The following is a 14,669-nucleotide window of genomic DNA, read 5'->3' on the forward strand; positions in this document are numbered from 1 at the left end:
GAGTCTCTGTAATTCTGGCTATTTTACGGGTAGAGACACCATTTATTACCATCTCGGCCATAGTTGCAATCAGTGCAGACTCGCTACGGGAATAGTTCTCAAAGAGCTCCGTCTCAAAGGGTTTAAAACGATGCCGGGGAACACGAAGAGTAATTGTGCCAACACGTGTAACCAAGTCCCTTTCTCGGTACCCATTACGATAATCGGTCCGTTCATCGCTGCGTTCATACGGCTTTGCCTGAAGCTGCTGGTCTGACTGGCATTTCAACGCCTGATTCAGACCCTTTTCCATAAAGGTCCTAAAAAATTCATTGCAATCACACGACATAAGAGCTAGAAATTCTTCTTGGTTAAGGGTAATATTAATTTGAGCCATATGGATTTCCTCCTTAATAATGCTGTTGTGGTGACTTCATTATACCTGAGGATCGAGCCATATGGCTCTTGATTTTTTTGATTAATCAATTTACACCATTATACTGGCATTATCACTCTGCGAATTAATCAGCGCTTCCTTAGAGTCATCGGGGCAGGAGCCGCCGGCTGTCAGCTTCCAGGGAAGTCCCGCCCAGTGACTCCATCCGTCAAAACGTCTCAAAACGTCTACAGGATTCAAATCATTGGCTCCTTTTCCAGGGCCCTCTTCAGCTTCCGCCGGGCCCCCTGAAGGGCATCGCGGACGGAAGTGGGCGTAATGCCCAGCTCCCGGGCCGTATCGGCCTGGCTCTTGTCCTCAAAGTATACTTTCTCTATAACCGCCGACTGCCGCTCCGTGAGCACCACCACCGCAAGAAGGCGGCGGATCTGTTCCCTTTCCCGATGCCTCCGGTCCCGCTCTTCCATGAGCTCCGGGGTTCCCTGGGATTCATCTGCGGTGAGATCTATGGTCTCCAGTTCCTCATCCATGGGATTGGCCACCGGCGTATTCAGGGACAGCACCTGCCTTTCCCGGTAGGTCTTATTTCGGAAATACTCCTCCTTCATGGCTCCTTCCAGGGAGAGTCGGCAGAACGAAAGAAATCGTACCCCCTGCCTTTCATCATACCGGTCCACGGCCCGCCGGAAATTTTCAAAGGAAGAGACAATGAGTCCCTCCGGACTTTCCTTAGGATACCGCCTGGCCAGGCGTACCAGGAAAGGAAAATTCCAGGCCCACAGGATTTCCATAGCCGTTTCCCCGCTGATTTCCGCCCTGTCTCGCCCGCGAAATACGTCCTCATTCGTAGGATATCGTTCTCCCCACTCCTCTTTCTGGCTCTGGATGAAACCATTCATGGTATCCAGAAAGGCATCCCAGCCGGAAAGGCCGTAGGATTCCCCCGATTCCAGCAGAATCCCATTCCCGGGAGCGTGGAGTTTTTTCTTCCACATTTCCATAAAAGAAACAAGGCAGAATCCTTCCATAATAGCCTCCTATGTACAACGGGTGACCGATTTTCCTTCATTGTACGATAGAAAATGGAAGAAGTGCAAGGAAAAGAAAGATTGGGACTGCAGTCCCCCACCTGGCAGGGACATCATCCAAGGGGTGGCTGATGTCTGCGAAAGCCCTGCATTTCCGGACCCAGGGAAGACTTCCCCAATCCTTGAAACTTCAGCCATCTGTAACTTCATTACCACTTCTCCGCTTACCGCCGAGCAAGATGACAGAAACAGCAAATCCAAAAGCGGTGCTATATGAATTGTGCGCCGCGCCACCGTTCCTGATTCCTCATTCCTCATTCCTGATTTTTCATGTGCTTCAGCTCAAAGTCGGTAAGCCCGGTATTCCCAGACTCAAGAAAGATTTCTCCGCTTCTCGGATCTTTAGCCATTCGTAACTTCATTGCCACATCTCCGCTTACCGCCGGTCCAGATGGCAGGCCCAGGTGGCAGGATAATCAAAAAATGAGCGGCGCTTTTGATTTGTGCGCCGCACCACCATTCCTCATTCCTGATTCCTCATTCCTCATTTTTTATTGTGCTCCATACGCCGATTGTAAGTTCCCTTGACACCTCTTCCCTTCCGTGTTATCATACTTCTAATTTCACAGAAAGCGATGAGAAGAAGAGTACGTTTTTTGAACCGGCAAAGAGAGCTGCGTATGGTGAAAGCAGTGCGGAGAGAAGAACAGAAGATGGACTTTGAGCTTCCGGGCCGAATCATGAAGCCCGCCGGGACTGCCCGTTACAGCAGCAGGGTATTTATGGCATCGTCCGGCGTACCTGATAAGTCTTTTCCGGCGACGGGAAGGAGAAACAGAGTGGTAACACGGTTATATATCGTCTCTCAATTTTGAGGGACGATTTTTTTATTTCACAAAAAAGGAAGGTCATTCATATGGATATCAAAACAATCTGCATTCACGGAAGCGACTGGCAGGATCCCACCGGCTGCATTTCTGTTCCCATTTTCCAGAGTGCCACATTCGGCCACCCGGAACTCGGTGAATCTACGGGCTACGACTACACCCGGGTCCAAAACCCCACCAGGGAAAGCGCGGAAAAGGTGGTAGCCACCCTGGAGCATGGCTGTGACTGTACCAGCTATTCCTCCGGCATGGCCGCCATTTCCATGGTTATGGAACTCTTCAAGCCGGGGGATACCATCATCTCTTCCGATGATCTCTACGGCGGCTCCATCCGTCTTTTCCGTTTCGTGAACGAAAAGAACGGCATTCATTTCAAATTCGTGAATACTTCCTATCCGGATAAGGTGGAAGAAGCGTTTGATAATACGGTGAAGGCCCTCTACATCGAGACCCCCATGAATCCCATGATGCAGGTGACGGATATCCGGAAGATGGCGGACATCGCCCACTCCCACGGCGCTCTCCTCATCGCGGACAATACGTTCATGAGCCCCTACTTCTGCAATCCCATCGACTTCGGTGCTGACATTGTCCTCCACAGCGGCACAAAGTACCTGGCCGGCCACAACGATACCCTGGCAGGATTCGTGGTCTGCAGAGACAGGGAAATTGCGGACAAAGTCCGTTTCCTTTACAAAACCGTCGGCGGCTGCCTGGCTCCCTTTGACAGCTGGCTCGTCACCAGGGGCATCAAGACCCTGGCCATCCGTATGGAAGCGGCCCAGAAAAATGCCGGGATCCTTGCAGAATGGCTGGAAAACCATCCGAAGGTATCCAAGGTCTTCTACCCGGGGCTCAAGAATTTCCCGAACCGGGACGTCCACTTCCGCCAGTCCCGGGGCGCCGGCGCTATGCTTTCTTTCTACACCGACACCCATGAGACGGCACTGAAGGTGTTAAAGGACGTGAAACTCATCCGCTTCGCCGAAAGCCTTGGCGGCGTAGAAAGCCTCATCACCTACCCCGCCACCCAGACCCACAGTGACCTTTCCGAAGAAGAACGGCAGTCCCGGGGCATCACAAACTGCCTCCTCCGCCTGTCTGTAGGCATCGAAGATGTAAACGACCTCATCGCCGACCTCTCCCAGGCTCTGGGCTGAGATTCGGACCTGTTGGTGGGTAGAGTCACTTCCACGGAGCAGTCAGTTTTTAGCTTCTGACTACCAAAAGCTAAGGAAGCACTGCCCCAGCGGCTCTACCCGCCTGCACCCATTATTTACCTGTAAGGAGTATCCTATGAAACTTTCTGACTTAGATACCGTCATCGACCGCCGGGGAAGCGGCTGCCTGAAATATGATTTTGCCCTGCAGCGGGGAAAGCCGGCGGATGTGCTGCCCTTCTGGGTGGCGGACATGGATTTCAAAGTGGCCGAGCCTATCCTGGAAGCCCTGGAAGCCCGGGTGCGCCATGGCATCTTCGGCTATTCCGAATCAGGGGATGCCTACTTCAAGGCGTTGGCCCGCTGGCAGGAGCGCCATTTCCACTGGACCATCCGTCCGGAATGGCTCATCAAGACCCCCGGCGTGGTGCCGGCCATCAACCTGGCCGTGAAGGCTCTCACGAAAGAGGGAGACGGCATCCTTATTAACCAGCCCGTATACTATCCCTTCCTGAATGCGGTCATCAAAAATGGCCGGAAACTGGTAAACAGCCCCCTGGTCCTGAAAGACGGCCACTATGAACTGGACTTCGAGGACCTGGAAAAGAAAATCGTAGAGGGTCATGTGAAGCTCGCCCTTCTCTGTTCTCCCCACAATCCGGTGGGCCGGGTGTGGACGAAGGAGGAGCTCACCCGGTATGCGGATATCTGCCTCCGCCACGGCGTGAAAATCGTGGCCGATGAAATCCATGAAGATTTCACCTATCCCGGCCATCCCCATACTGCCTTCGGAACCATCAGTGAAGAGGCGGCCAATAATGCCATCATCTGCACCGCTCCGTCGAAGACATTCAACATCGCCGGCCTCCAGAATTCCAATATTCTCATCCCCAATCCCGCCATCCGGAAAGCCTTCCAGGAAGAGCTCGATGCCTTCGGTTATGACCAGCTCAACGTCATGGGCCTCACCGCCTGCCGGGCGGCCTATGAAAAGGGACAGGAATGGCTGGACCTGGTGTGGGAATATATTCGGAATAACCTGGACTTCACCAGACAGTACCTGAAGGAAAATCTCCCGAAGATGAGACTCATAGAGCCGGAGGGGACTTACCTCATCTGGATTGACGCTTCCGCCTACGGCCTGTCCAATGAAGCCCTGGAGCATAAGGTTCTCTATGACTGCCACCTGTGGCTCGATATGGGCTACGTCTTCGGCAAGGAGGGGGAAGGATTCCTCCGGTTCAACCTGGCCTGCCCGAGAAGAACTCTGGAGCAGGGTCTCCGGCAGCTGAAGGAGGGGTTTGAAAAGTAATCGTCCCATGAAAAAAGCGGTAAAAATGGAAATCCATTTTTACCGCTCTTTTTTATGGAGAATTATTTCAGATGGTCAATAATGGCTTCTGTCATGCCTTCTCCATTGACCTTTTTCATGCCATCCCTGTAAATGTCTCCGGTACGGAAACCATCTTCCAGGGTTTCATTTACCGCTTTTTCAATCGCCTCTGCTGCTTTATCTTCGTTCAGGGAATAGCGGAGCATCATGGCCGCAGAAAGGACAGTGGCAATAGGATTGGCGATTCCCTTGCCTGCGATATCGGGAGCAGACCCATGAATCGGTTCATAAAGGCTTGTTTCCTCGCCGATGGAAGCGGAAGACAGCATGCCTACGGAGCCCGAAAGGACAGCAGCTTCATCGGACAGGATATCGCCGAACATGTTGCTTGTCACCACCACATCAAAGAAGGACGGGTGGATAGCAAACTGCTGGGCACAGTTGTCTACATACATGTGGTCCAGCCGGATATCCGGATATTCCTCTTCCTGTACTTTAATGACTGTCCGTCTCCAAAGGCGGGAAGACGCCAGAACATTGGACTTATCTACACTGGTTACATGGCCATGGCGCTTTTTTGCCGCCTCCATGGCAAACCGGGTAATCCGCTCCACTTCCGGTACTGAGTATTTTTCCACATCCCAGGCCTGTTCTGCACCATCGACGATTTCTGATTCACAGCGCTTCCCGAAATAAATGCCTCCCACCAGTTCCCGGACAATCATAATGTCCGTTCCTTTGGCGATTTCAGGCTTCAGCGGAGAATATTCAATCATGGAATCCGCAATCTTCACGGGGCGGAGGTTCACATAGAGTCCCAGGGATTTCCGAAGGCCCAGGATAGCCTTTTCCGGGCGCAGCGCCGGTTCCAGGTGATCCCACTGGTCTCCTCCCACGGCGCCAAACAGGATGGCGTCCGCCTTCCGGCAGGCATCCACCGTGTCCTCCGGCAGTGGCACACCGTATTTGTCGTAGGCCGTGCCACCGGCATCTTTCCATTCATAGGAAAGATCCATATGATAGATATCATCTGCTTTTTTCAGTACTTCCACGGCACCGTCTGTGACTTCTTTTCCGATACCGTCTCCCGGGATGACTACAATGTGCTTTGCCATATTACCTGTACTCCTTTACGTAATTGATGAGGCCACCGGCCTTTGCAATATCCTGGATAAATCCGGGCAGCGGCGGCGCCTGGAACGTATCTCCTGTGGTGATATCTGTAATCTTTCCTGTAGACAGGTCCACAGAAAGCCGGTCACCGGCATGGATTTTTTCCACATCTTCTCCGATTTCCAGAAGCGGCAGTCCCACATTGATACCGTTCCGATAAAAGATACGGGCAAAGGAGGCTGCAATAATAACCGGCACTCCCGATGCCTTGATAGCCACCGGTGCGTGTTCCCTGGAAGAACCGCAGCCGAAATTCTTACCACCCACCATGATATCCCCGGCCTTTACATTCTTTGCAAAGGTGGGATCGATATCCACCATGCAGTGGGAAGCCAGTTCCTTCGGATCAAATGTATTCAGATACCGGGCCGGAATGATGACATCCGTATCGATATTATCGCCGTAGCGCCAGACTTTTCCTTCTAATACAGCCATTTATTTTACCTCCTTAGGAGCAGCAATCCGTCCCATGACGGCACTGGCAGCGGCCACCTGGGGACCTGCCAGATAAATTTCAGAATCCGTGGGCCCCATGCGGCCGATGAAATTGCGGTTCGTAGTGGACACGCATCGTTCCCCACTGGCAAGGATACCCATATAACCGCCAAGGCAGGGACCGCAGGTAGGCGTAGAAACGGCACAGCCTGCATTGATGAATGTATCAATATATCCTGCATGCATGGCAGCCAGATAAATGGCAGGAGTGGCAGGAATTACGATACACCGCACCCGCGGGTGCACCTTGTGGCCTTCAAAGATGCGGGCTGCAATGGCCAGATCCTCCAGCCTGCCGTTCGTACAGGAACCGATAACCACCTGGTCAATGGGAATGTCCCCGAATGTACCGACCACCTTTGTATTTTCCGGCAGGTGGGGGAATGAAACCACAGGCTTCATGGAAGAAAGGTCGATGGTCACTTCCCTGCAATAGTGGGCGTCTTCATCAGCTTCCACCACTTCATAGGGTTTCCGGAACCGTCCTTCAATATAGGTCTTCGTCTTTTCATCCACCGGGAAAATACCATTCTTGCCGCCCGCTTCAATAGCCATATTGGCAATGGTGAAACGGTCCGCCATGGAAAGGGAAGAAATGCCGGGACCCGTAAATTCCAGGGACTTGTACAGGGCACCGTCGACACCGATCATGCCGATAAGTGTAAGAATCACGTCCTTACCGGTGATGTCTTCCGGCTTTGTTCCGGTCAGCACCACCTTAATCGCATCGGGGACCTTGAACCAGGCTTCCCCCGTAGCCATGGCAACGCCGAGATCCGTGGAGCCTACGCCCGTGGAAAAGCCGCCCAGGGCTCCATAGGTGCAGGTATGGGAATCGGCGCCTATGGTTACCATGCCCGGTCCCACCAGGCCCTTTTCCGGAAGGAGGGCATGCTCAATACCCACCCGGCCCTGTTCAAAGTAATTGATAATCCCGTTCTCCCGGGCAAAGTCTCTTACAATTTTAGCGAGGCCTGCGGATTTGATATCCTTGGCCGGCTGGAAATGATCCGGTACAAGGACAATCCTGTTCCTGTCAAATACCGGACGGCCTACTTTTTTGAACTCTGCAATCGATGGCGGCGCAGTAATATCATTGGCCATTACCAGGTCCAGGCTGCAGTAAATCAGATCTCCCGCCTTAACGGAATCTACCCCGGCATGTTTTGCCAGGATTTTCTGTGTCATTGTCATACCCATAGGAATGCCTCCCCAATTTTCCAATAAAAAAATCCTCCGTCTCCAAGAGACGAAGGACTCGCGGTACCACTCTTATTCATGCTAAAGGCATGCACTCATGCTGATAACGGCCAGGTGCCGGCAGGATCTACTGCTATACGTTCAATCCTGCAGCTCAGGGACGAGTTCGAAATCTGCTTCCGTCATTTTTCACCATCCAATGACTCTCTGGGGGTAAGTGGAGACTTCTATTGCTTCCCATCAATGCTTTTCTGAAGTTAGGAATACTCTACCACAACTTTTTCCTTTTTGCAAACTCCATTTTTTAAATTTTTCTCTTAAGACAACTTTTGTCACAGGAAAGAAGTACAATGAATGTAAAGAAGTGATGGTTGAGGTTCAAGGTTTCATCGCCAGACGGGAAAGTACTGCCAATTTCAGTTTATCGAGCTGTTGGTATTCGGTGTTGACGGGTAGAGTCACTCGTACGGGGCTGTTAGCTTCTAGCTGTTAGCGGCTAGGAAAGCTGATTCGCCTGCGGCGCTTTCCACTCGACGTTTCTGCCAGTCATTCGTGCCGCAGGCTGTCGAGTCTTCCTAGCAGCTAGAAGCCAGGAGCTAGAAGCCCCGCACGAATGACTCTATCCGTAAGCTTCGCTCCAACAGCTCGACAAACCGCAATTGGCTGAACTTAGTCGTAGGCCACTTCCTAAATATGATATAATAAGGAATACATGTAGTCCCAACTGATTATGTTCCTACAGGAGGAAACAGATGAAGCATCAGGAAATTGTTATGATTGTTGACTTTGGCGGACAGTATGCCCAGCTCATCGCACGGCGCGTGCGTGAATGCGGCGTATACTGCGAAATCCTGCCATACAACAAGACGGCGAAGGAAATCCTTGCCCAGAACCCGAAGGGCATTATTTTCTCCGGTGGACCTTCCAGCGTAAATGCTGAAAATGCACCCCAGGTGGATCCGGACGTATTCAAGGCAGGCATTCCGATCCTCGGTATCTGCTATGGCATGCAGCTCATGGCGAAAGAACTGGGCGGCGAAGTGTCGAAACCGGAAAAACACGAATACGGCCACACCGAGTTCTATCGGGACGGCAGCTCTGCTCTCTTTGAGGGGGGTTCTGAAAAGACGGCTGTATGGATGAGCCATGGCGACGCTGTCACCGATATGCCCGCAGGCTTTGGTCTCACCGGCCACACGGACCTTACCCCTACTGCTGCTATGGCCGATGAAGCCCGTCGTTTCTTCGGCGTCCAGTTCCATCCGGAAGTGGTTCACACGCCGGAAGGTACCACCATGCTGAAGAATTTCCTCTTTAAGATCTGCGAATGCAAAGGCGGATGGTCCATGGGCAATTACATCGACATTGCCGTGGAAAATATCCGTGAAAAAGTAGGAAAACACAATGTAATCTGCGCCCTTTCCGGCGGCGTCGATTCCTCTGTAGCCGCTGTCCTCGTCCACAAAGCCATCGGCGACCAGCTGACCTGCGTCTTTGTAGACCACGGGTTCCTTCGCCTCGGTGAAGCGGAACAGGTGGTGGATACATTCAAGAATAAATTCAACATGAAACTGGTTCACATTGATGCATCCAAGCATTTCATGTCCCTCCTGAAGGGCGTCACAGAACCGGAAAAGAAGCGTAAGACCATTGGCGCTGAATTTATCCATACTTTCCAGGAAGAAGCCAATAAACTGCAGGACGTGAAGTTCCTTGTCCAGGGCACCCTGTATCCGGACGTGGTAGAGTCCGGTACCGCCACCGCTTCCACTATCAAATCCCACCACAACGTGGGGGGACTTCCGAAGGATATGAAGTTCCAGCTCATCGAACCGCTCCGTGAACTCTTCAAGGATGAAGTCCGTGAACTGGGCCGGCAGCTGGGTCTTCCGGAAGAAGTGGTAAACCGCCAGCCATTCCCGGGACCGGGCCTGGCTATCCGTATCATCGGCGAAATCACACCGGAACGGCTGGATATCCTCCGCCGCGCCGATTTCATCGTTCGGGACGTGATCAAACAGCACGGCCTGTACAACGATATCTGGCAGTCCTTTGCCATCCTTCCGGCAGCCATCCGCTCCGTCGGTGTCCAGGGGGATGAACGGACCTATGATTACACCGTAGGTATACGTGCCGTCACCTCTTCCGATGGCATGACCGCCGATTACTTCCGCTTCCCCTGGGAAGTGCTGGATGAAATGAGCCGCCGCATCTGTAACGAAGTGGCCGGAGTGAACCGCGTAGTCTACGATATCACCTCCAAGCCGCCGAGCACCATTGAATGGGAATAATAAGAAAATACAAACATCCCTGCCGGCTGTCTGTGCAGACAGTCGGCAGGGATGTTTTGCGTCTGGGGAAATGCGATATTTCAGTTTGTCGAGCTGTTGGGGCGATGCTTACGGATAGAGTCATTCGTGCGGGGGCTTCTAGCTCCTGGCTTCCAGGAAAGCTGGTCAGCCTACGGCACGAATGACTGACGGAAATATAGGGGGTAGCGCCGCAGGCGAATCAGCCTTCCTAGCAGCTAACTGCTAGTAGCTAGAAGCTCCATGCGAATGGCTCTACCCATCTGCGCCGAACACAACAGCTCGACAAACCGCAATAGTGCGATTGTCTCAATGGGGTATTCTTAAATTTCTATTTGACAGGGCACCTACAGGGTGCTATTATAAATATAACCGAATAAGAAAAGAAAGGTGCCCTTAAGGGCTTAATAGGGAAGACCGGTGAAAAACCGGCATGGTCCCGCCACTGTAATGCAGAGCAAATCCAGAAATGTCACTGGGAAACCGGGAAGACGGAGGAGCGAGGAAGCAAAGTCAGGAGAACTGCCTATCTTATGTCACCGTTAGAACCCACGAGCGATGGGAAGGGGATATCTCATGGATGTCTCTTTACGCTTGGGTAAAGGGATTTTTTAATGGCTGGCACTTCGGTTATGAGGAGAACAATTTCATAGGGAAACAGGTGCCCTTAAGGGCTCAATAGGGAAGACCGGTGAAAAGCCGGCACGGTCCCGCCACTGTAATGCAGAGCAAATCCAACAAAAGTCACTGAGTACATTGGGAAGGCTGGATGAGCAGGGAAGCAGAGTCAGGAGAACTGCCTGTTTTGAAATCACCGTTTGACCTACGAGCGATGGGAAGGTGTGTATCAATACAAGTCATTTTGACGTGCACAGGTTCACCCTATCCTTTTTCGGAAAGGGTGGATTTTTTTATTCGCACCGGGAGTGAGGATTCCCGGCCAGATATATCCCGGAGGATGGTGGCAGGGAACATCATTCTCCCGCTCCGGCGGTGGTTGTCTATGGAAGGTTCGTACACTTTCGGTGTAAATACCCTTTGGGGTTTTACATAGTCCTGTGGGGATTTCTCCATGGTTCATCTCCTTTCGGGTGATGGCGGTAACAGGGAAATATCATCATCACCCATCCCTTTTACAGATGCTTCCGCAAGGAAGTTCCTATATATCCGGGGCTTGGCCCCTATGGTTCATCTCCCTTTCAGGCGATGGTCATAACAGGGAAATATGATCATCGCCCCACTTTTTTAAAATCCTTCCTTCATGGAAGTTCCTATACGGAAGATTTCCTTCCGGTCTGATTGCATGAGGGTTTTGCCCCTCTTTCCTCCCTTTGAGGGATGGCGGTACCAGGGAATGCCACCATCCCTCACCCTACTCTTTTTGGTAATAGCATTCCGAAGGGATGTTATTATACAGGTTCTCATAGGAGCGAATGCTCCAACCCCTTTTGAAGCGGCATCCATGTCGCTTCTTTTTTTACTTGACCATTTCGATAAAAATAAATATAATAAGGACGGATAGAGAAATATCGTTTTACAGAATTAATGAAATAGAGTAATCATTTTTGTGGCCGGAGGCTGCAGAAGGAGGAAACAATGAGCGTATATGATTTCAAAGCGACTACCATGAAGGGACAGGAAATTTCCCTTTCTGAATTCAAGGGAAAGGTGCTCCTTATCGTAAATACAGCCAGCAAATGCGGCTTTACCCCTCAGTTTGAAGGCCTGGAGAAGCTTTATACCACCTATAAAGACCGGGGCTTTGCGGTACTGGGATTCCCATGCAACCAGTTTGCAGAGCAGGACCCTGCCAGCAACGGGGAAATCCAGGAATTCTGCCGCCTGAACTATGGCGTCACATTTCCCATGTTCCAAAAGGGAGATGTCCGCGGGGAAACAGCCCAGCCCCTCTTCAAGTACCTGGTGAAGGAAAAGGGGTTCAAGGGACTGGACATGGACCATCCCAATGCCCAGAATCTCCTGAATTTTATTAAGAAAAACTACCCTGACTTCCTGAAAGACGATTCTATTAAATGGAATTTCACGAAATTCCTCATCGACCGGGATGGAAACGTGGTGGAACGGTTCGAACCGACAAAGACACCGGAAGCCATCGCTCCGGAAATCGAAAAGCTGCTGTAATTATTGGGGGGGATGTGAAACCGGATGAATGGGGCAAAAGGCTGCCAATAAATGCCGCTGCGTTTGTTCACCGGGGTGTGGGCGTCCCGCTATGGAAAGGCACCAGCCTAAGCAAAAATATAACTTTTAACGCCATTCATCTATATGGGCTGCTTGCTAAGCATGTTCTATCAAACCGCCGTGAAAAGACCTTTTCTTTTCCGGCGGTATTTTCATGTCCGAAATGATAGTATAATGATAAATAGTAGACCCTATGGAGGAAAGGATATGAAAAAATATTTCTTTTTTGATATCGATGGGACCCTGACCACACCGCTGACGGCGGACTATCCGGAGAGCACCAGGGAGGCCATCCGCCTGCTTGTCAGGAATGGCCACTTCGTGTCCATCGCCACCGGCCGTATGCAGGCGGATGCCTGGGAAGTGGCAAAGACCCTGGGCATTCCGGCAGTGGTTTCCGACGGCGGCAATGCGGTGACCATCGATGGAAAAATTCTTTACGACGAAGGCCTGCCTCTTTCCGACTGCTTCCGCATGCTGTCGGAAACGGATGAGGAAAAACATCCCTGGGCAGCGGCCCCGTATAACAGGAAGTACCGTATCACCCGGACACCGCTGTACCTGGAAAAGGTGAAGGACCGGTACTATGAGACGAAGGTGGACCGGGACTTTGATTTCCGCAAGGTAGAAGCGATCCATAAGATTTTTGTGGCCTGCACGAAACAGGAAGCGGGGGAGGTGCCTCTCTATACACTGCCTCACGTGTGGTTCAGTACAGACACCATGCTCATCGAACCGGTGCATAAGGAACGGGGCATCATGGAAATCCAAAAGAAATTTCATATCCCCGATGGGGAAATCGTAGTCTTTGGAGATGGCATGAATGATCTCACCATGTTCCGGAAGGAATGGATGACCATTGCCATGGGTAATGCCAAACCCCAGCTGAAGGAAAAAGCCCGCTACATTACGGACCGGGCTGATGAGGATGGCATTTATAACGCCTGCCGCCATTTTGGATGGATCTGATGGTACGTAGTGTCTGACAGGCAGGTTAAACGGTTGCATGGGGCTAAAGGTGGCAAAGCCAAAATCCCGAAGGAAAAGCAGAACGCCGGTCAAGCAGGCGGAGCGATGCCCGGCCGTCCCATTGCTCTTTTATCCATCAGCCATGCGATTTCACAAATGACTATACTGAGATTGGCCTCTGCCTGTCAGGGGCTTTTTATTGTACAGGAGAAATGACCATGAAGGAGTGGAATTGGTTTTATATATTCCAGGGGGTTCTGGGAATACTCTGTGCCCTGCTGCAGTGGCTGCTTTTCCGAAGCGGGTTTGATTTCCTCAGAAATCCGGTATGGATTCTTATGTTCCTGCTGGAACCCCTCGCATATACCCTGCCAAACCTGGCGGAGAAATACATGCCCCTTACCCTGGTGCACCTTTGTGCCTGGGTCGGTGGCTATGGCTTTATTTTTACCTACTATGCCACCATGGCGGCGGTTCCGTTCCTGCTGGTGGAAGGAGTTCGGTGGATTACGGGATGGAATGGCCTTGAAGGCTGGATTTCTTTGTATAGCCGGCTGGCTCTTGCAGCCCTTTTTATACTGATTATCTTTGGCAGCTGGCGGGCCTTCCATCCCCAGGTGGTGCATCTGGACCTGACCACCCATAAGCCGGTGAGGGGACCGGTGACTTTTGCCTTTGTAAGTGATATTCATTTCGGGATCCTTCTGGGACCCTGGTTTGCCCGGCGCCTGGTAAGGGATTTGAACCGGCTGCATCCGGACTATATTCTCATGGGCGGCGATATTATTGATGGCAATCTTCATGTGGTGGAAAAAAACCATACTTTGGAGGAGCTGAGAAACCTGGAACCGAAAAAAGGGACATTGGCGGTCCTGGGAAACCATGACCATTACAGCGGCCATACGGATAGGGAAAAGGAGATACTGGAGGGCCTCAGCATCCGGGTGCTCCTGAATGAAGGTTTCCTGACGGGCGAAGGCATTATGGTGAATGGCATGGGAGACTTTCTGTACCATCCCCTGTCGGAGGTTCCTCCATCGGATGGCCATTTTTCCATCGTCATGGAACATGAACCGGTGTCCATGAAGGAAGCAGCCAAAGCGGGACACGACCTGTTTCTGGCAGGCCACACCCATGGGGGCCAGTTCTGGCCAAACCGATACTTTACAAAGAGAGCCTTTGACTTGGATTATGGGGTAAAGCGGTATGGAAATATGATAGCCTATGTTACCAGCGGCTACGGCATGTGGGGAACCCCGTTCCGACTGGGTCCGAAACCGGAGATTGTGATGATTACAGTCAGTTATTTGCCAAATGGACAGTTTCATTCCTCTAAATCCGGTTGACCCGTAGTGGCTGAGTTAGTTTGGTGGTCATGGAATTCGCCCGAGGGAAAAGTGCCGCCGCCATTTTTGGGGCCTTATTTACTTTTATTGTAAACAGATGAAATTTAATAAATTGACAAACAGTCTATCCATGATATGATTATAGAAGACCGGAATCCGCTGGATTCCATTGACGGCAGTGCCTGCCGTCT

11 protein-coding genes, 2 riboswitches and 2 other annotated features are annotated in these 14,669 nt (G+C 51.5%); of the genes, 6 read left to right on the forward strand and 5 right to left on the reverse strand.

Features of this window, described 5'->3' with window-relative positions:
- Together QZR21_RS01980 and QZR21_RS01985 are read right to left on the reverse strand one after the other, a co-directional pair.
- A partial coding sequence (locus QZR21_RS01980; RefSeq protein WP_296973497.1) for a transposase occupies window positions 1-376 on the reverse strand: 376 nt, incomplete at its 3' end.
- A gap of 236 nt (window positions 377-612) precedes the next feature.
- Window positions 613-1,404 (reverse strand): sigma-70 family RNA polymerase sigma factor, encoded by a 792-nt coding sequence (locus QZR21_RS01985; RefSeq protein ID WP_296099057.1) that lies wholly within the window; start codon window positions 1,402-1,404, stop codon window positions 613-615.
- A gap of 626 nt (window positions 1,405-2,030) precedes the next feature.
- Window positions 2,031-2,273 (forward strand) — a binding site (T-box leader).
- 47 nt (window positions 2,274-2,320) lie between these two features.
- Between QZR21_RS01985 and QZR21_RS01990 the strand changes: the two genes are divergently transcribed.
- Together QZR21_RS01990 and QZR21_RS01995 are read left to right on the forward strand one after the other, a co-directional pair.
- Window positions 2,321-3,451, forward strand: coding sequence for a PLP-dependent aspartate aminotransferase family protein (locus tag QZR21_RS01990; protein WP_296099053.1), 1,131 nt, complete (start codon window positions 2,321-2,323; stop codon window positions 3,449-3,451).
- Window positions 3,452-3,587: 136 nt separating this feature from the next.
- Complete coding sequence (locus QZR21_RS01995; protein ID WP_296099051.1) at window positions 3,588-4,763, forward strand: MalY/PatB family protein; 1,176 nt, start codon at window positions 3,588-3,590, stop codon at window positions 4,761-4,763.
- A 62-nt stretch (window positions 4,764-4,825) separates the two neighbouring features.
- Here the strand turns inward: QZR21_RS01995 and leuB are convergent, their stop codons facing one another.
- From leuB to leuC, 3 genes are read right to left on the reverse strand one after another with little or no spacing between them, the layout of a single operon-like run.
- Window positions 4,826-5,899, reverse strand: coding sequence for a 3-isopropylmalate dehydrogenase (gene leuB / locus QZR21_RS02000; RefSeq protein WP_296099048.1), 1,074 nt, complete (start codon window positions 5,897-5,899; stop codon window positions 4,826-4,828).
- Window position 5,900: 1 nt separating this feature from the next.
- Complete coding sequence (locus QZR21_RS02005) at window positions 5,901-6,392, reverse strand: 3-isopropylmalate dehydratase small subunit (protein WP_296099044.1); 492 nt, start codon at window positions 6,390-6,392, stop codon at window positions 5,901-5,903.
- Entirely contained in the window at window positions 6,393-7,652 is a 1,260-nt protein-coding gene (gene leuC / locus QZR21_RS02010; protein ID WP_296099041.1) for a 3-isopropylmalate dehydratase large subunit, read from the reverse strand.
- A gap of 42 nt (window positions 7,653-7,694) precedes the next feature.
- Window positions 7,695-7,905 (reverse strand) — a binding site (T-box leader).
- Window positions 7,906-8,404: 499 nt separating this feature from the next.
- On the opposite strand from leuC, the gene guaA reads away from it, so the two are divergent.
- The 4 genes from guaA (at window position 8,405) to QZR21_RS02030 (ending at window position 14,478) form a co-directional block, all read left to right on the forward strand.
- Window positions 8,405-9,943 carry a glutamine-hydrolyzing GMP synthase gene (gene guaA / locus QZR21_RS02015; RefSeq protein ID WP_296973502.1) on the forward strand — a complete coding sequence of 513 codons (1,539 nt, stop codon included), beginning with the start codon at window positions 8,405-8,407 and terminating at the stop codon, window positions 9,941-9,943.
- A gap of 389 nt (window positions 9,944-10,332) precedes the next feature.
- A riboswitch (cobalamin riboswitch) is annotated at window positions 10,333-10,506 on the forward strand.
- A gap of 97 nt (window positions 10,507-10,603) precedes the next feature.
- Window positions 10,604-10,780, forward strand: a riboswitch (cobalamin riboswitch).
- Window positions 10,781-11,557: 777 nt separating this feature from the next.
- Window positions 11,558-12,103 (forward strand): glutathione peroxidase, encoded by a 546-nt coding sequence (locus QZR21_RS02020; protein ID WP_296096699.1) that lies wholly within the window; start codon window positions 11,558-11,560, stop codon window positions 12,101-12,103.
- A gap of 267 nt (window positions 12,104-12,370) precedes the next feature.
- Complete coding sequence (locus tag QZR21_RS02025; RefSeq protein WP_296096695.1) at window positions 12,371-13,132, forward strand: HAD-IIB family hydrolase; 762 nt, start codon at window positions 12,371-12,373, stop codon at window positions 13,130-13,132.
- A 218-nt stretch (window positions 13,133-13,350) separates the two neighbouring features.
- Entirely contained in the window at window positions 13,351-14,478 is a 1,128-nt protein-coding gene (locus QZR21_RS02030) for a metallophosphoesterase (RefSeq protein WP_296096692.1), read from the forward strand.
- Window positions 14,479-14,669: the final 191 nt, after the last annotated feature.

It is taken from the genome of uncultured Dialister sp. (assembly GCF_900541605.1).
Classification (GTDB): Bacteria; Bacillota; Negativicutes; order Veillonellales; family Dialisteraceae; genus Dialister.